This window comes from Geobacillus jurassicus NBRC 107829 (assembly GCF_001544315.1).
In the GTDB taxonomy this organism is placed as follows: Bacteria; Bacillota; Bacilli; order Bacillales; family Anoxybacillaceae; genus Geobacillus; species Geobacillus jurassicus.
The window spans coordinates 1-16,985 of sequence record NZ_BCQG01000067.1; the positions used below are offsets into that span (position 1 = coordinate 1).

Genomic DNA, 16,985 nt, shown 5'->3' on the forward strand with positions numbered 1-16,985 from the left:
CTAGGCGCAGCCTAAAGTTGTATCTTTTTTTGCATCATGATATAATCAGTCCTAGATAAATGAAAGGCTGTTGTATCAATATTATCATCTTGTTCTGGTTGTAAAATATCGCAGAAAAGTGATTGATGATGCCATGTCTGACTATGCAAAATCTATCCCTTTCGGAACGTACATTTCGTTGCGAATGTGGATTCGAAATGGATCGAGACATCAATGCGGCCATCAATATCAAGCAGGAAGGCATGAAACAGTTAGGGGTTGCCTGACTTGTCCTCGAACCGTGGGGCACACGGGGATCGCTCGGTCAACTTCCCATCATGAGATGGGATTACCCGAGAAGCCCCCACCTCTAAGCGTGAGCGTAGGTGGTGGGAGTATGTCACATGTTCATGCTCATTGTAATGGTTTTATGTTTGAATCCTAATGTTTCATACAGTTTAATCGCTGGATTTCCTGCATATACACTTAAACGAACCTCTGAATATCCATCTTGTTTGAGATGTTCGATGCCAGTTTTTATCAATTGTTTTGCAATTCCCTTTCCCCTAAATTCCTCTAACACAAACAATTCGTAGATAAATCCATATATTTTCTCAGTAAATGGGTCTTTCCTTGTCCCTATAAGAATCCAACCCATTAGATGATCGCCTTCCGTTGCGATCAAATAATAGCTTCCTTTCTGCAATAGTGGTTCAATAAGTTGTTTGGCTTTTTCATCTGACGGTTTTGCCTCGCCTAATGTACCATCCAATAAGGCTTGTGGTGCAAGTGATAAAATCTTTTTATATTCCGAATCGTTTGGTTTTCTAATTTCCATGGAGTTCTCCTCTCCCGATATTTATAAGCCAATTGCCCGTTAATGACCTTTTTAAGCACTGAACTTAGATAGACGGAGACTTTCATATTAGTATGTGGCAATTTGTCGATGTATTTTATAGGTTATTGAATGCTTTGCCTATCGTGAACATCTACATTTATTCTAACTGTCTGTAATTATATATTCTAACTGTAATTATAGCAAGAACTTGGTTGGGGTCCAAATATCAACAATATTCTTTAAAAGACGATAGGAAAAACAACGCTTGACAACCGCCCTGTCTTTCCTATACGATGGTTGTGTAATCGATTACATAATCGAGGAGACTATCACAATGGCAAGCATAAAAGACGTGGCGAAACGGGCGAACGTATCGACGGCCACCGTGTCGCGCGTGCTGCGCAACGCAGGCAACGTCACCGAAGAGACGAGGCAGCGCGTGCTCGAAGCGATTGAAGCGCTGAACTACCAGCCGAACGTGCTCGGCCGGTATTTGCGGCGGATGGAGACCGAGACGGTGCTCGTCGTCGTGCCCGATATTACGAATCCATTTTTCTCCAAGGTGCTGCGCGGCATTGAAGCGGTTGCCCTCGAGCATGGCTATCAGGTGCTGCTTGGCGATACACAAAATGATGCCCGGCTTGAGGAGCAGTATTTGAATTTGCTGCCGCAGCGGCAAGTCGACGGGATGATTTTTTTGACCGCCCGCATCCGCAAAGAGCTGGTGGAAGAGATGGCGCGGCAGTTTCCAATCGTCTTGGCGTGCGAGTATTTGGAAGGGACGGACATCCCGACCGTTTCGATCGACAACATCAGCAGCGCCCGCAAGGCGACAGAACACTTGATCCGCCTCGGCCATCGCCGCATCGCCCACTTGTCCGGGCCGATGAACATCATTTTAAGCCGCGACCGGTTGCGCGGCTATTATCAAGCGCTGGCGCAGCACGAGATCGAAGTCGATGCGGCGCTCGTGCAAGAGGGCGATTTCACCTATGAATCGGGATACAACTTGGCGCTGAAACTGCTCGCCCTTGAGAATCCGCCGACGGCGATTTTTGCGGCCAACGACGAGATGGCGATCGGGGCGGTTAAGGCCATTCGCCATCGCGGGGGCCGCGTGCCAGACGATATCGCGGTCGTCGGATTCGACGACATTCAGATGGCGTCGATTTTTGAACCAAGCATTACGACGATCGCCCAGCCGATGTTTGAGATCGGCCAAAAAGCGATGGAACTGCTGCTCGAGCTGATTGAAGGAACCGGGGTCGAGCGGCGTCAGCTCGTTCTTCCCGACCGGCTCGTCATCCGTGATTCATGTGGGGGAGAGCGCCCTGAGTAAAGGGGCGGACAGCGCTCTCTGTCCGGTGCGGGGAACGGGCGGAATTTTTTAACTTGGTTATGTAATCGATTACATCACTGCTTGGCCTTTATCGAAAAACGAGCGGCGAAACAGATGGGGCATGTGAAACAGAGAAAACAAATGAACGCAAGGGGGAAAAGGACATGGGAAACACACTTCCAATCCGCCTTGGCTTGATTGGAGCCGGGGGCATTTCCAACGAACATATCAAGGCGGCGCAAAAGCTTTCGGAGCGCGCTGTCTTGCAGGCGATTTGCGACGTCAATGAACAAGCGGCCGCGGAAAAAGCGGAAACGTACGGCATCCGCAACGTATACCGCGACTACAAGGAATTGATTGCGTCGCCCGATGTTGATGCCGTCATCATCACGGTGCCGAACTTTTTGCACGCCCAAGCGTCGGTCGACAGCTTGCGGGCTGGGAAACACGTGCTTTGCGAAAAGCCGATGGTGACGAAAGCGGAAGAGGCGGACGCCATTATCCGCGCCCGCGACGAATCAGGCAAACAGTTTATGGTGGCGCTGAACAATCGGTTCCGCCAAGCGGCGCAGTGGCTGCATGAGCGAATCCAATCCGGCGCGTTCGGTGAGATTTATTACGCGAAAACGGGCTGGGTGCGCCGCCGCGGCATTCCCGCATGGGGGGCGTGGTTTTTTGACCGCGAGCGCTCCGGCGGCGGGCCGCTCATCGATTTGGGCGTCCATATGCTCGATGTGACGCTTTGGCTGCTCGGGAACCCGAACCCAGTCGCGGTGACGGGGAAAACGTACGCGAAGTTCGGCCCGCGCCGCCAAGGGGCATGGCCGGGGACATCGTTTGCGCCGAATGCCGCGTATACGGTTGAAGATTTTGCCACAGCGTTCATCCAGCTCGAAAACGACGCGACGGTGCTGCTTGAGACGAGCTGGGCGTCCCACATTGAAGAAGAGCGGGCGTATGTCGAGTTTCTCGGCACGGAAGGCGGCGTGCGCTGGGAGTGGAACATCGCCGGCAACCGCCAAGAAGTGAAATGGTTCCGCAACGAACACGGCGTCCCGGCTGATGTGACGCTTCATTTTGACGATCAGGGCGAGCGGGTGGCGCTCCTTGACCACTTCTTGACCAGCATCACCGAAAATACGGCGCCGCTTTGCACCGCCGAACAAGGGCTCATGATTGCCAAAGTGTTGGAAGCGATTTACGAATCGTCCGAACAAGGCCGGCAAGTCCGCATCGAATGGTAGGAAGAAATCGAAAGAACGATGGGCCTGACCGCCTCCATATGGCGCGCGGGTCGAAAACGAATGGCAGGGGGAACGAATATGGCTGCACCAATCCGCGTTGTCGTCTGGAACGAATTTCGTCATGAAAAGAAAGATGAACAGGTAAGAGCCATTTATCCGGAAGGGATGCATACCGTCATCGCGAGCTACCTAGCCGAAGCCGGGTTTGACGCCTCGACCGCTGTGCTCGACGAACCGGAGCACGGCTTGACGGACGAGGTGCTCGACCGGTGCGATGTCCTCATCTGGTGGGGGCATATCGCCCATGACGAAGTGAAAGATGAAGTGGTCGAGCGCATCCATCGCCGCGTGCTCGAAGGGATGGGGCTTATCGTCCTCCATTCCGGCCATTTCTCGAAAATTTTCAAAAAGCTGATGGGGACGACATGCAACTTGAAATGGCGCGAAGCCGATGAAAAAGAGCGGCTTTGGGTCGTTGCTCCGGGCCATCCGATCGTCGAAGGAATCGGACCGTACATCGAGCTTGAGCAGGAAGAAATGTACGGCGAGTTTTTCGACATCCCGGAACCGGAGGAAACGATTTTCATCAGCTGGTTTGAAGGCGGGGAAGTGTTCCGCAGCGGCTGCACGTTCACGCGCGGGAAAGGGAAAATTTTCTACTTCCGCCCCGGCCATGAAACGTATCCGACGTACCATCACCCGGACGTGCTGAAAGTGATCGCCAACGCCGTCCGCTGGGCGGCGCCGGTCAACCGCGGGGAAATCGTCTTCGGCAACGTCAAGCCGCTTGAGCCGATCAAAGCGAAACAAGGGGGAGTGACGCAGTGAAACCGATCAACGTCGGCATTATCGGCACGGGCTTTTCCGCTTCTTCCCATATTGAGGCGCTCCGCCGACTGCCGTTTGTGAATATTGTCGCCATCGCCTCAAGCAGCCAAGAAAAAGCGGAGGAAGCCGCGCGCCGGTTCGGGATTCCGAAAGCATACGGCGACTACCGCGCCTTAATTGACGACCCGGACGTCGAAGCCGTTCACAACTGCACGCGCAACGTCCTCCATTTCCCGATCAACAAGGCGGTGCTTGAGGCGGGAAAACATTTATTGTCGGAAAAGCCGCTCGCCATGGACAGCGAACAGTCGGCCGAATTGAAGCGGCTCGCTGAACAAAGCGAAAGCCTTAGCGCTGTCTGTTTCAACTACCGCCACTACCCGCTCGTTGTCGAGGCGAAAGAACGGCTCGCCCGTGAGGCGAAGCGCGTTCATTTCGTGTACGGCGGTTATGTGCAAGACTGGCTGCTCTATGACACCGACTACAACTGGCGGCTCGACCCAGCGCAAAACGGCCCGTCGCGCGCCATCGCCGACATCGGTTCGCACTGGTGCGACACGGTGCAGTATGTGCTCGGCAAGAAAATCGTCGAAGTGTTTGCCGACTTGCGCACCGTCCATCCGGTTCGCTACAAGCCGAAGCATGAAGGAAGTACATTCACAGCCAGCGGTGCTCAAGACGCCGAACCGGTCCGCATTGACACCGAAGACGGCGGCAGCGTGCTCGTCCATTTTGACGACGGCACCCACGGGGCGTTTACGATTTCCCAAGTGAGCGCCGGCCGGAAAAACCGGCTGTATTTTGAAATTGCCGCCGATGAGATGACGCTCGCCTGGGACCAAGAGCACCCGAACCGCCTCTGGATCGGGCGCCGCAGCGGCCCGAACGAAGAAATCGTCCGCGACCCGGCGCTTCTTTCGCCGCGCGCAGCGTCCCTCGCCCATTACCCGGGCGGCCATGAAGAAGGCTGGCCGGACGGGCTGAAAAACTTGTTTTTAGATTTTTACAGCGCCATCATCCGGAAACAGCGCGGCGAGGCGCTCGGGGAGCTGCCGTTCGCGACGATCGCCGACGGCCACCACACGATGGCGATTGTCGATGCCATTTTGGAAAGCCATCGCACCAAACGGTGGGTGCGGGTGGTGGAATAAGTGGCGCCAGCTAGGTGGCAAGCCTGAATGCGTTCGTGAGATCAGTTTGCCCAACGCGAAACGAAAATAGAGCGGCATAGCAGCCGCCCAGCCGGTTCGCGCCGCCAAAAAAGGGGGAGAACACATAAATGAAAGTAGGCGTATTTACCGTTTTGTATCAACAGCTGCCGTTGGAGGACATGCTCGACAAAGTGGCCGCCATGGGCATTGAGGCCGTTGAGCTTGGCACCGGCAATTACCCGGGCAGCGCCCATTGCGATCCCGACGCACTTTTGGACCAGCCGGAAAAAATCAAAGCGCTGAAAAAAGCCGTTGCCGACCGCGGCCTTGTCATCAGCGCGTTAAGCTGCCATGGCAACCCGCTCCATCCGGACAAAACATTCGCCAAAAACTCGCATGACACCTGGCGGAAAACGGTCAGGCTCGCCGAGCAGCTCGAAGTCCCGGTCATCAACGCCTTCTCCGGCTGCCCAGGCGACCATCCCGGCGCCAAATACCCGAACTGGGTCACGTGCTCCTGGCCGCCGGATTACTTGGAAATTTTAAAATGGCAATGGGAAGAAGTCGTCATCCCGTACTGGCGCGAAGAAGCGGCGTTCGCCAAGGAGCACGGCATCACGCAAATCGCTTTTGAAATGCATCCGGGCTTTGTCGTCTACAACCCGGAAACGCTCCTCAAACTGCGCGAACACGCCGGCGAAGCGATCGGCGCCAACTTCGACCCGAGCCACCTGCTTTGGCAAGGCATCGACCCGGTTGAGGCGATCAAACTGCTCGGCCGCGAAAAAGCGATTTTCCACGTCCATGCGAAAGACACGTACCTAGACGAAGCGAACATCCGCAAAAACGGCGTGCTCGATACGAAACATTACAGCCAAATTCTCGACCGCTCATGGGTGTTCCGCACCGTCGGCTACGGGCAAAGCGAAAAACTGTGGCGCGACATCGTCAGCGCCCTGCGCGCCGTCGGCTACGACTACGTGCTGTCGATCGAGCATGAAGACATGCTCGCTTCGATTGATGAAGGACTGTCCAAAGCCGTGGCGCTTTTGAAAAAGGTGTTGTTTAAAGAAGAATTGCCAGAGATGTGGTGGGCGTAAGAAAGACAGGCGGCAAGGAGACTAGGGCGCTCTTTGCCGCCTGTATGCTTGCTTCGGCATTTGCCGCCAAGGGGGTCTCGCGTGTTCGCCATGGGGGCTTCATGCCGACATTCGTCCGGCCGCAAACAGTTTTTTGTGGAGAGCCAAAATTGGCACGGGTGCTCCTATAAAGAAAAGCGGTCACGAACGCTGGCGAACAGTCTCTTCCCAACGGTTGATCAGCTTCATCAGCATCCGAACGAAAAACGACAGAAGGAAAATCGTGACAAACGAATGCATCCATGTCCACGTATGGTACGTAATCAAATTGGTATACTTTTCGTAAAGAACTTCCACGAAGGTCAAAGCGGCCGTATACAAGGCGCATTGTCCGACAATGCCGAAAAAGCTCGAATGGTGCGACGTTCGATAAAAATACACGCACATAATCGGATACAGAAAGTATTCAAACAAGATGCTGGTGTCGAAGTATTGCCCCAAAAACCTCACGGGATAGTCGAGCAAATGCTTTTCGACTACAATGACACCGAAAAAGGTGGAAAAATAAGCTTTCAATAAAAACACGAGAATCACGTCTTTAATGGGCGGTTTCCGCAAGCTGAAAACCAATAGGATGAGGCCCAGCACCAGCAACACCCATAAGTGGATTCGATCCATGTCTTCATCCTCTCCTGTCAGGGGTTCTGTTGTTCAGCCTGTGCGGCTGATGGGAATGTCATAGATCCACCAGGCGTTTGATCAGGCGTGTTCCATGCCTGTGTCGTCGATTCATTTAGGGCGGCGATTGCGCGCAGCAGCCGTTTACATAGCGTGCGCCGTCTGGCTGTGGACGCGCCCCTTCAGCAATAGGAGCTGATGCCCGTCCACCGTCAAATCAATCATCGCCCCGTTCAATATGTCCTCTCCCGATTTCCGCCTGTTCGCCTGCAAATACTTCACCCGATACCATTTTCGTCCATATTCAAAATAGAGATACTGCCCGCGCCGAAAATCGATCCAAAACTTCACCCGCTCGCCGTTCACGGTCTTCCATACATACCCCCACGCCCGGTCTTGGCGGATCGGCGCCATTTTCGGGCGCGCGGAATTGATGGCTTCGTAATACAGGCGGTGTTTGATGTCAAACAGCACCATCTCGTTCGCCTCCTTTTGGACAACGATACTATATGTATAGCGCCAACTAGGAGAAATAGACATGCCAGCTCACCCGTTTTCTTTCAGCAGCCGTCCCGCCATCACCCGAACCGCGAGCGTCACGACAAACATGGAGACGAATGAATATCCCCACTTCCGCGTACGGTATTCGATCAGGTCGGTGTGCCGCTCCAACAGGATCTCGACCGCCGTCATCGCCCCCGTATAAGCGGCGCATTGCATCAATATTTCTTTCCAGCCCGAGCGGCGCGATGTCCCGTAAACGTACACACTGACAACAGGATAAAGCAAGTATTCAAAGATCACGCTATCGTTCGTATAATCTGGAAACAGCCGCACCGGATATGCAAGCATTCCCGCCCCGCTGACGATCAGGCCGGTCAAACTGGAAATATACGCATTCAGCAAAAACGAAAGCCATACTTCTCTTGGTGAAAGAAAGCGGAAGCTGAGCCCCAGCAAACCGATGCCCACCGCAGCAAGCAGCCAAAGGATCCGATGTTCCATTTGATAGCCCCCGAGTGCGAATCATGTCGATTTTTCTTAGTATGGGAGGAAAGAGGGGGAGTATGTGAAACTTTTGGTTTTTTCATTTTGCAGCAGGCAATAGGCCTTAGAAATGGCGGGCTTTCTGTGGATTCTTTCTATGAAAAAAAGGCGAAATTTTGTAAAATAGCAGTATAGTTTTGTAAATGGAGGAATGGACATGCCGATATACAACAAACTCGTTCGCGACCGCATTCCAATCATTATCGAGCAATCGGGAAAAACGTTCACAACCCGCATACTTGACGATGAAGAGTATAGGAAAGAACTGCAGAAAAAAGCGTTTGAAGAGCTTGAGGAATACGTCCAAGCGGAAACGGATGAGGCGGCTCTTGAAGAGCTCGCAGACGTGTTGGAAATTATCCATGCTTTGGCTGAATGCCATGGCGCTTCGATCGAGCAAGTTGAACAAATTCGTTCTAAAAAAGCGGAACAGCGCGGCGGCTTCCGCGAAAAAATTTTCTTGATCGAGGTTCACGATGAGTAAGGTGGAGTTGATTTCCAGACGTCTTCTCGACAAGTTGCAGGAACAGATGAGCCGCTCGTCGACGATATACATACTGACATCGTTTGCCATGAAGTCCGGGGTTCGCCTATTGAAGGACAGTTTGCGGGCGGCTGCAGAGCGGGGGGCGGATATAAAAATTTGCGTTGGTGATTACTTGTTTGTCACCCAGCCAGAGGCGTTGCGCGAGCTCATATCCATCCACCCGGACATCGAGGCCCGCTTGTATCGGAGCGAGGGAATTTCCTTTCATCCGAAAGCGTACCTATTTGAAGATGCCGAGGGCGGCTGCTTCATTGTCGGTTCTTCCAACTTGTCTCGCTCGGCGCTCACGGACGGTGTTGAATGGAACCTTGGGCTGGATAAGAGTGTTGATGAGGATGTATTTGTCGAAGCAATGGAGCAGTTTTTAAAGTTGTTTTACGCTTCGGAAACCGTGTCTGTCAATGAAGAAACGGTTGCTGACTATGAAAAGCGGTATCAAGATTACCATCAGCGCCATCCGAACTTGGCGCGTATATGGGCGGAGACCGAAGAAATTGAGTTGATGCTTCCGACGAAAACGGACAAAGAGGAAGAGGCGGAGGCGGCAGACAAGGCCGATGTTGTCCGCGAAACGGCGGCGGCATACGGAACAATCATCAAGCCGCGCTTTGCTCAAGTGGAGGCGCTCGAACGTCTGGAAGCTGCCTATGAAGAAGGATACGACAAAGCGATGGTTGTCATGGCGACCGGGCTTGGAAAAACATACTTGGCCGCCTTTTTCGCCCGCCGCTTTTCGCGGGTGCTGTTTATCGCCCACCGCGAGGAAATTCTCCGCCAAGCGAAGCGGTCGTTTGAACGCGTGATTCCTGATCGGACAGCAGGACTGTACGATGGCAATCAAAAAGACGGAAATGCCGACATGGTGTTTGCTTCGATCTTTACGCTGAGCATGAAAAAACATTTGCATGCATTCCAGCCGGATTCGTTTGACCTAATTGTTGTCGACGAATTCCATCATGCGGCGGCCCGCTCGTACGAACGCGTCCTTCGTTATTTTCAGCCGAAATTTTTGCTCGGCATCACCGCTACCCCGGATCGGAACGACAATAAAGACGTCTATGCCATTTGCGATGGCAATGTCGCCTACCGCATTGATTTTATCGAAGCGGTGCAACGCGGCTGGTTGGCTCCCTTCCATTATTACGGGGTCTACGACGCCACGGACTATTCGCAAATCAAATGGCTTGGCAACCGCTATGATGAGGAAGAATTGCTCCAAGTGCAGCTGCGCGAGGAGATGGCGCAGAACATTTTGCGAGCGTGGGAGACATATAAGAAAACAAGGACGCTTGTCTTTTGTTCATCGATTCGGCAAGCTGATTTCCTGTCCGGATATTTCCAACGCCACGGCTACCGGACGATCAGCCTTCATTCGAAGCAGACGGCCATTTCGCGCAAGCAGGCCATTGCCATGTTGGAACGCCGTGAATTGGACGCCATTTTCACCGTGGACTTATTCAATGAAGGAGTTGACATTCCTTCGGTTGATACGCTCTTATTTGTAAGGCCGACTGAATCATTAACTATCTTCACCCAGCAAGTTGGGCGCGGGTTGCGGCTGCACGAAGGCAAGGACTATTGCGTCATTATCGACTTAATCGGAAACTACCGCAATGCGGATGTCAAACTGCGCCTGTTTGATACGCGGCGAGGCGAAGCGAAGAAAAAGGCGCGGGAATCCGTTGTGCCAACGGTTCCGGAAACGTGCGAACTGCATCTCGATGTTCAAGCCATCCATCTTCTCGAGGAGATGCAGAAAAAGCGCCAGCCGCGCAAAGAACGGCTGCTTGCTGACTATAGGCAGCTCAAGCAGGAGCTTGGCCGTCGCCCGACCTACTTGGAACTGCATTTGCACGGCAGAAGTGAAGCGGCGGAGTACAAACAAGAGTTCGACTCTTATGTCGGCTTTTTATATTGGGCGGGAGAGTTGTCGGAGCTGGAAAAGGAAGTGTTCCTAAAATACGAACCGTGGCTTGTTGAAGTGGAGCGCACGGTGATGTCGAAAAGCTACAAAATGGTGGTCCTAAAAGCTATGCTGGAGCGTGGGCCATCGGGCTGGCATGAGCCAATTACCCCGCAACAAGCGGCGGCGTTCTTTCACCGGTACTTAACGGAAAAAGAATATCGGAAGCGCATTGATTTTTCCGATGGGGAAACGAAACGTCTTTGGGAGTACGAAGAGGAAAAGGTGAGCAAACTGATCGCCCGCATGCCGATGACGAAATGGAGCGGCAGTTCGAATGGGTTGATTTCCTTTGAGAACAGCATTTTTGCTCTCCAATTTCCCATTGCGCGCGAACACGAAAAAATATTGTACAACTGGACAAAAGAGATTTGCGAGTATCGGTTGCATGCGTATTTTGAGAGAAAGGGGGAAGAGACAAGGCATTCTTCCTTAAGGGGCTATAACCTTAATGTATAAAAATCGAACTAGGAGGGATTGATTTGGAACTTCAGCAGACTCTAGCTGGAAACATGAAACAAGGGAAAGAGTTTATTGAAAAAATGGATAAGGTTTTTGCGAGTTTAAGGGCTGATTTTGATGTTGCTTCTTCACAGTTGTCAAGAAAAAAAATTGAGGCTTTAAAAAAGATGCATGTAGATGTTACAGGGAAAGTGGGAACTTTATCTGTACTAGCAAAGGAGTCAAATGGCCTTATCCAGGGATTGAGAGGGACAGGAAAATCACATCTGATGCTTATTGCTAGAGATGAGATTAATTTGAGCAAAAATCATATTTGTATATATGTAAATTTACAAGAACATTTGAATGTGGGAGGTTCTGTTGTTGTTCAAGAAAGATTTTATGTCTGGGCATTACTAAAACAAATAAAGAAACAGCTAATGTATATTGTGGAGGAAACACAAAATGAGGAAGAAAGTCAAAAAAGGTTTAGTATATCTAAGATTATACAATTTTTTAATATAAAAAAAGAGAAAAATGTTACACGTAGACTAGAGGAGAAATTTGATGAGTTGGAAAAGCTTGTTTTAAAAGGTGAGGAGGAGGTCATACAGTTCTCTAAAGAAACAAAAACAGTGCACTTAGATGAGGTTACTACAAACTCTAATCTTGAGTTGAAAGGACAAAATATAAACAACTTTGGATATACTACTAATTGTGGTGGGAGTGAAAAATTGAGTAGAAAGAGTGAAGAAAAATATAAATCAGAAATAATCCTTGATATTAAAAAACTAAAAACATTGCTAATCGAAATCATCGAACTATTAGGGGTAGGGGGAATCACTTTTTTCTATGATGAATGGAGTGCACTAAAAACTCGAGAACAAGAGCTGCTGTCTGAGATGATTCGTGCGCTAAGTTCATCGCCGATTTATCATTGGATTGCATTTGTGCCATATAAGTCAAGTTTGGGGGTTTTAGAACAAGCAGCTGATTTGCCTCATTTAATTGATCTAGACTTACAATTTATTTATGAGGAGAATAATAAAATTTGTATGAATTACTTTGAAAAATTTATTGAAAATCGATTAAGATTAGTTTTTGATTCTGAGAAATTTAAGGCAAAAGCCCTTATACGTCCACATTTACTTGAAATATTAGTCCAATGTTCAATGGGTAATACCCGAGATTTTGGGATCATGCTAAATAAGGCTTGGGATTATTTTAAACAAGATTACTTAACTATGGGTAGAAACCGGATCATTTCAAAGAAGCATGTGGAACGGGCTGTAAAGACTTTAGCAGAAGAAAAAATGATGAATCTTCAAAGAAAATCTTCTAGCAGTTATTCTGAAAGATTGTGGTCAGAAATAGTGAAATTTATTACACAGAAAAAACACACGCACTTCTGTATTGAGCTTAGCGAAAGAAATATTGATTACATTAAAGAAGCAGAGTTTACCGATCTTTTGTATCATCGACTTGTTCATTTGAGAAAGAAGGATTATCCCCCAAAAGACGGTGGTAATAAAAGACTGTCGATATATGCCGTTGATGTAAGTGTTTTATTTCCTAACATTTTTGAAACCAAAAGTCAAAGAAAAAAATAAAACTGGTTACAGATGTAAACACAATTCATAATCAGATAAGAAGATACATCTTCGATATTTCAAAACATCTCAATGAGTTCAGGATTGAGCAAGGAAAGCAAATAAAATGTCTAAATTGTAGTAAGATTATAACTGAGGATATGGAATATGCTTGGAAACAGGGGGTGTGTATTTATTGTGGAAATCCATTACCACAAATGGAACAAGGTATTAAATTATCTATGAGCTTACAAAATCAGTAGCGCTGAGAGAAGAAAAAGGCCATAAGGTACTACCCGAACCAGGCGTGTTGATTATCCAATAAAAACCAAAAAGTATAGAAAAAGGTTCATCACCAAAAGTGTCAGTAAAATATTTGTGGGTGACATTCAGGAATGATTGATTCCCCGACGAGGGTTGCGAACTTTCGTTCGCGATCCTCGTCGGGGCCACCAAGCGAAGCGCGGTAGAGAAAAGCAAATTTCATGCAAAAAGGACTCTCTCCCTGCTAGGATGGTAATTGGAAAAAAACAATCCAAACAGGAGGGAGAGAGTCCATGAAGATTCAACAACATCTTACCACACAATGGCCTGTATTAAAAGAGCTGGAGGAACAATTGTTGAGAACTCTTCAAAAGGTGTTTGCCACCGTATTGGCCGCCCTTTTGGAGGAAATCGATCAACAACTGGCGGAAGCGAGGGACAAGCGCCGATATCAGCTGAAAGACAAACGGCCGACCACGATCCAAACGCTGTTTGGGGAAGTGACATTCCGTCGGAACTACTACTACGATCGACAAACAGGGGCCTATACCTTCTTGCTGGATGCCGAACTGGGCTTCGATGGAGCCCAATCGATCAGTCCTTGCCTCGAGGAAACAGCGGTCGAGTTGGCCGTGGAGTGCTCTTCCTACCGCAAAGCGGCCCGTACGTTGGAGTCGATCGTGGGGTATGCGGTCCTCAGCCATGAGGCGATTCGCCAACTGGTGCTGGAGGCCCCTGTCTCGCTGCACTGCCCTGTTTCGGAACGGCATGGCCGGGTGCTGTTTGTGGAGGCGGATGGGCTGTTCATTTCTCGCCAGGGGAAAGGGAAACGAGCGAAAGAAGAGAAAATCCTGGCGGTTCACGAGGGATGGAAACGAAACGGCTCGCAGATAGAGCTTGTGAACCGGCGCCACTATCTCCATGAAGGGGCGGGGGACGTGTGGGAACGGTTGGAAGAGTGGCTGATGAACGAATATGCCTATGATCCGTGCCGGGACCTTTTGATCATCAACGGCGACGCGGCGTCGTGGATCACGGCCTGCCGGGAGCATTTTGGAAAACGGGCGTGCTTTCAGCTGGATCGGTTTCATGTGGCGCGGGAGCTGCGCCAATGCCTCTCGGGCCATCCGCGTTGGCGGGACGTGCGGAAGAAGCTGGCGAAACAAGACGAAGAAGGGCTTTTGGTCGAGCTGAACAGCTCGGTCGGCACGTTGGGGGACGAAGCCAAAGAACAACAGCTGGCCGCCTTGATCCGCCGGGTCGAGTCGATGCCTGGATGCATCCGAGACTACCGGGAGTGGCTGTCGGAGCACGGGGTGGAGACGACCGGCATGTGTCTGATGGGCCACGCCGAGAGCGTGATGAGCCGGTTTGCGCATCGGGTGAAATCCCGCCGCAGCTGGAAAGACCAAGGCCTTCGGACGTTTTGGAAAGCGATGGTGGCCCGAATCGACGGGTTTTTGTGGAGAAAGGGGCCGTTGGTCAGAGAAGAAGAGACCCAGAGGACAGCCTCGGCCTCGACGAAGTCCAAGCGGATCGAACAGGCCAAACGGAAGGCAGGGCGGTTGTTGGCGGATGTGATGCGTCAAAACATCCCGTATCTTCAGCAGTCATCCGGGACGCCGATCCATCAAGCGTTGTCAGCGCTTCGGGATGCCGGTTGGGTGTAAAAAAATGGAATGCAACATCATCATCTCAAGATGAGGGATGAGAGTCCGAAAGCGCTTACGATATGAATTCCTGAAAATGGTTCACTAACCGGTGATTCACAATGTCCGTAGTGAACCGAAAATCAGTTCTCCACAAAGTCTTGACTGACTCTCACCAAAAGATGTGCTTGACTTTTAAAGACAAACATGATAACAATGTTGTTTAAAAAGACGTATGGTATTAAAAGGAAAAATGCTGTTTTGATTTTCTTTATCATGATCGTCTTTCTTTGTCAAGTACACTTTGTGGTGAAGAGCCTAGAAAAAGGTTTATCACCAAAAGATGTACTTGACTTTTTAAAGGCCAACATGATAGCAATGTTGCTCAAATGATGTGTATGGTATAAAAAGGAAAATTGCTATTTTAGTTTTCACTATCATGAACGTCTTTCTTTGTCAAGTACATTTTGTGGTGAAGAGCCTAGAAAAAAGAGCACCTTTCCTGTAGAATGTGAGTAACGACACAAACAAACCCAGGAGGTGCTCTTTATGAACAAGCCTACCACACTCCCGAATTGGATGCAAAAATGTAAATTAGCACATTATTTCAGAATCCCTTTTTCAAATTATTTCAGGCGGATTCGGAAATAATGTGCAAAATTTTTCCGGATTATTCCGGATTTTGCACATTCTTTCGGAACGTTTGCACGCTCTTTCAGATAAAGATTTCCAGCGCGCCTGATGAACCGATGGAAAAGAGAAGGAACAAAAGAGGCCGATTCGGCCTCTTTCGTGCTAATACCCCATTTCCTCTGCGGCCATGCGCACCACTTCTTCGTCAATGGCGTCCTTTTTCAGCTGATGCCCGTATAACAGGCACGTCGTGGCCAACGTATTGATCACCCGAGGCCATCCCCGCGACTGCAGGGCAATCGCCTCTAACGCTGATGGAGTGAAGATCGGATGCTTTGCCCCGGCCTGTTTCATCCGATGCTCGATGCAGCCCGCCACCTCTTCCTTCTCGAGCGGCCCCATCCGGCATCGCATGATTGATCCGCTGATCGAGAGGACGGTGCTGATTGAGCCGCAGCTTCCCCTGTAAATGGGGTAGCCCGGCCAAAATCAAGACAAATGGGTTGGTCGAATCCATCTCAAAGTTGAACAAGATCGCGATGTCCTGTAAAAAGGCGTCCTTTGCCAAATGCATCTCGTCCAATAGGAACACCGGCGTGATCCGCCGTTCATGATACAATCGTTCGATCGCCTGCTGGATTTGGCGGAAGAGATCCACCTTGCGGTATTTAGGTTCCTTCCCCCAACCCAAGGGCCAGCCCACGGTAAAAATCCATCACGCCTCCGGTCGATAACGGGAAGTAGACGACATGATACAAAGAAGGGGAAAACGATTCTTTCCACGCCCGAAGGGCGAACGTTTTGCCCGCCCCCGGCTCTCCGATCAACAGCCCGATCCCCGCGTTCGCTTTACGTACTCCAGCGCCCGCAGCGCTTCCTGAAATGGCGCTCCTTGATACGCCTCGGACGGGTCTGTTTCTTTCGCAAACGGATCCCGTGAGAGGGAATAAAATGTTTTATACATTCTGTTCTCCCTCCTTCACCGAAACCGTCGCAAACGGCGACCGGTGGCGCTTCACATAGGCGTTGTCCTCCAAACGAACCCGAACGGCCTCCGCCACCCGTTTGCCCTCTTCGTACACATAGACGCCTCGTTCGTCATAGCGGAGCTCAATCGATTGTCCAATAAACCGAGGCGGCACTTCGTATAGCTGCTTATTCAGGGTGATCGTGCCATCGGCTTTCACCTTGCGGTGCTCCCGTTTTAGGAACTCATATTTCGCAATCTTTGCATAATATACAAAAAATAACCCAAATATTCGCATAAAAATAAATTTTTATACAAATATTGTAAAATAACTAATTTTTATTCGATCAAATCAGGCTTATTTTGAATTTTTATTCAGGGTGCGAAATGTGAGTTAGGAAAATCGCGTCCAGCCAATCGATGTCTTCGATCCACACCACCTGTTCCACCTGAGACTGAAACCATACGCAAAACGCTTTCGCTCCGGCATCGGCAAGATTTCTTTCCCCAACAGGTTGTGTTTTTTCAACAATCGGTATATAGTAAAGTATGAGAGGGTGGTGGGAATGTCCCTCTGCTTGGTAAGTTGTTCATAGAATACGGTCACAGGCATGGTGGGATGTTCCTTCCTTAAGGCTAAAATATGATCCTCATCATCGGGGGACAGACGTCTTAAGCGGCCGCGGTCCGAACGGCGCTTCGGCTTCAAGGCGTCGAAGCCCCCTTTTTTGTATCGGGCGCCCCAATCG

14 protein-coding genes and 4 pseudogenes are annotated in these 16,985 nt (G+C 50.2%); 11 read left to right on the forward strand and 7 right to left on the reverse strand.

What is annotated here, in order from left to right; genetic code table 11:
- Nucleotides 1–55 precede the first annotated feature (55 nt).
- Nucleotides 56–157, forward strand: a pseudogene (locus GJ1_RS18445) (transposase); the annotation flags it as partial.
- Nucleotides 144–266 (forward strand): zinc ribbon domain-containing protein, encoded by a 123-nt coding sequence (locus GJ1_RS18050; protein WP_245629430.1) that lies wholly within the window; start codon nt 144–146, stop codon nt 264–266. The pseudogene GJ1_RS18445 and the gene GJ1_RS18050, both read left to right, overlap by 14 nt.
- A 113-nt stretch (nt 267–379) precedes the next feature.
- Here the strand turns inward: GJ1_RS18050 and GJ1_RS15425 are convergent, their stop codons facing one another.
- Nucleotides 380–817, reverse strand: coding sequence for a GNAT family N-acetyltransferase (locus GJ1_RS15425; RefSeq protein ID WP_066234289.1), 438 nt, complete (start codon nt 815–817; stop codon nt 380–382).
- A 334-nt stretch (nt 818–1,151) separates the two neighbouring features.
- Here GJ1_RS15425 and GJ1_RS15430 point away from each other — a divergent pair, with 334 nt between their 5' ends.
- The 5 genes from GJ1_RS15430 (at nt 1,152) to GJ1_RS15450 (ending at nt 6,479) form a co-directional block, all read left to right on the forward strand.
- Complete coding sequence (locus GJ1_RS15430; RefSeq protein ID WP_066234291.1) at nt 1,152–2,156, forward strand: LacI family DNA-binding transcriptional regulator; 1,005 nt, start codon at nt 1,152–1,154, stop codon at nt 2,154–2,156.
- Nucleotides 2,157–2,320: 164 nt separating this feature from the next.
- Entirely contained in the window at nt 2,321–3,400 is a 1,080-nt protein-coding gene (locus GJ1_RS15435) for a Gfo/Idh/MocA family protein (protein WP_066234295.1), read from the forward strand.
- Nucleotides 3,401–3,478: 78 nt separating this feature from the next.
- Nucleotides 3,479–4,228 (forward strand): ThuA domain-containing protein, encoded by a 750-nt coding sequence (locus GJ1_RS15440; protein WP_066234297.1) that lies wholly within the window; start codon nt 3,479–3,481, stop codon nt 4,226–4,228.
- Nucleotides 4,225–5,379, forward strand: coding sequence for a Gfo/Idh/MocA family protein (locus GJ1_RS15445; protein WP_066234300.1), 1,155 nt, complete (start codon nt 4,225–4,227; stop codon nt 5,377–5,379). The genes GJ1_RS15440 and GJ1_RS15445 overlap by 4 nt, the downstream gene beginning before the upstream one ends.
- Before the next feature lie 128 nt (nt 5,380–5,507).
- Nucleotides 5,508–6,479 (forward strand): sugar phosphate isomerase/epimerase family protein, encoded by a 972-nt coding sequence (locus GJ1_RS15450; protein WP_066234303.1) that lies wholly within the window; start codon nt 5,508–5,510, stop codon nt 6,477–6,479.
- Nucleotides 6,480–6,659: 180 nt separating this feature from the next.
- Here the strand turns inward: GJ1_RS15450 and GJ1_RS15455 are convergent, their stop codons facing one another.
- From GJ1_RS15455 to GJ1_RS15465, 3 genes are all read right to left on the reverse strand, one after another.
- A complete protein-coding gene (locus tag GJ1_RS15455; protein ID WP_066234304.1) occupies nt 6,660–7,136 on the reverse strand; it encodes a CBO0543 family protein in 477 nt (158 codons plus the stop codon).
- A gap of 144 nt (nt 7,137–7,280) precedes the next feature.
- A complete protein-coding gene (locus tag GJ1_RS15460; protein ID WP_066234308.1) occupies nt 7,281–7,613 on the reverse strand; it encodes a hypothetical protein in 333 nt (110 codons plus the stop codon).
- A gap of 69 nt (nt 7,614–7,682) precedes the next feature.
- On the reverse strand, nt 7,683–8,141 hold the full coding sequence (locus GJ1_RS15465; protein ID WP_066234312.1) for a CBO0543 family protein: 459 nt from the start codon (nt 8,139–8,141) through the stop codon (nt 7,683–7,685).
- Nucleotides 8,142–8,340: 199 nt separating this feature from the next.
- On the opposite strand from GJ1_RS15465, the gene GJ1_RS15470 reads away from it, so the two are divergent.
- The 4 genes from GJ1_RS15470 to GJ1_RS15485 all read left to right on the forward strand — a co-directional run bounded on the left by GJ1_RS15470 (nt 8,341) and on the right by GJ1_RS15485 (nt 14,657).
- Nucleotides 8,341–8,667: a nucleoside triphosphate pyrophosphohydrolase gene (locus GJ1_RS15470; RefSeq protein WP_044731091.1), complete on the forward strand. Its 327-nt coding sequence runs from the start codon at nt 8,341–8,343 to the stop codon at nt 8,665–8,667.
- A complete protein-coding gene (locus tag GJ1_RS15475) occupies nt 8,660–11,152 on the forward strand; it encodes a DEAD/DEAH box helicase family protein (RefSeq protein ID WP_066234315.1) in 2,493 nt (830 codons plus the stop codon). Before GJ1_RS15470 ends, GJ1_RS15475 begins: the two co-directional genes overlap by 8 nt.
- 23 nt (nt 11,153–11,175) lie before the next feature.
- A complete protein-coding gene (locus GJ1_RS15480) occupies nt 11,176–12,744 on the forward strand; it encodes a putative metallopeptidase (protein ID WP_066234317.1) in 1,569 nt (522 codons plus the stop codon).
- Nucleotides 12,745–13,280: 536 nt separating this feature from the next.
- Complete coding sequence (locus tag GJ1_RS15485) at nt 13,281–14,657, forward strand: ISLre2 family transposase (protein ID WP_066234319.1); 1,377 nt, start codon at nt 13,281–13,283, stop codon at nt 14,655–14,657.
- Nucleotides 14,658–15,431: 774 nt separating this feature from the next.
- Here the strand turns inward: GJ1_RS15485 and GJ1_RS15490 are convergent.
- The 3 pseudogenes from GJ1_RS15490 to GJ1_RS18060 all read right to left on the reverse strand — a co-directional run.
- Nucleotides 15,432–16,233, reverse strand: a pseudogene (locus GJ1_RS15490) (ExeA family protein).
- A pseudogene (locus tag GJ1_RS15495) lies at nt 16,226–16,480 on the reverse strand (Mu transposase domain-containing protein); the annotation flags it as partial. The pseudogenes GJ1_RS15495 and GJ1_RS15490, both read right to left, overlap by 8 nt.
- Nucleotides 16,481–16,699: 219 nt before the next feature.
- Nucleotides 16,700–16,985 (reverse strand): annotated as a pseudogene (locus tag GJ1_RS18060) (helix-turn-helix domain-containing protein); the annotation flags it as partial.

What these genes read in the sequence shown, in the direction of transcription:
- GJ1_RS15475 (WP_066234315.1), top strand. Translation starts at nt 8,660, where the DNA reads ATGAGTAAGGTGGAGTTGATTTCCAGACGTCTTCTCGACAAGTTGCAG.
- GJ1_RS15440 (WP_066234297.1), top strand. Translation starts at nt 3,479, where the DNA reads ATGGCTGCACCAATCCGCGTTGTCGTCTGGAACGAATTTCGTCATGAA.
- GJ1_RS15430 (WP_066234291.1), top strand. Translation starts at nt 1,152, where the DNA reads ATGGCAAGCATAAAAGACGTGGCGAAACGGGCGAACGTATCGACGGCC.
- GJ1_RS15465 (WP_066234312.1), bottom strand. Translation starts at nt 8,141, where the DNA reads ATGGAACATCGGATCCTTTGGCTGCTTGCTGCGGTGGGCATCGGTTTG.
- GJ1_RS15485 (WP_066234319.1), top strand. Translation starts at nt 13,281, where the DNA reads ATGAAGATTCAACAACATCTTACCACACAATGGCCTGTATTAAAAGAG.
- GJ1_RS18050 (WP_245629430.1), top strand. Translation starts at nt 144, where the DNA reads ATGCAAAATCTATCCCTTTCGGAACGTACATTTCGTTGCGAATGTGGA.
- GJ1_RS15450 (WP_066234303.1), top strand. Translation starts at nt 5,508, where the DNA reads ATGAAAGTAGGCGTATTTACCGTTTTGTATCAACAGCTGCCGTTGGAG.
- GJ1_RS15425 (WP_066234289.1), bottom strand. Translation starts at nt 817, where the DNA reads ATGGAAATTAGAAAACCAAACGATTCGGAATATAAAAAGATTTTATCA.
- GJ1_RS15435 (WP_066234295.1), top strand. Translation starts at nt 2,321, where the DNA reads ATGGGAAACACACTTCCAATCCGCCTTGGCTTGATTGGAGCCGGGGGC.
- GJ1_RS15460 (WP_066234308.1), bottom strand. Translation starts at nt 7,613, where the DNA reads ATGGTGCTGTTTGACATCAAACACCGCCTGTATTACGAAGCCATCAAT.
- GJ1_RS15470 (WP_044731091.1), top strand. Translation starts at nt 8,341, where the DNA reads ATGCCGATATACAACAAACTCGTTCGCGACCGCATTCCAATCATTATC.
- GJ1_RS15455 (WP_066234304.1), bottom strand. Translation starts at nt 7,136, where the DNA reads ATGGATCGAATCCACTTATGGGTGTTGCTGGTGCTGGGCCTCATCCTA.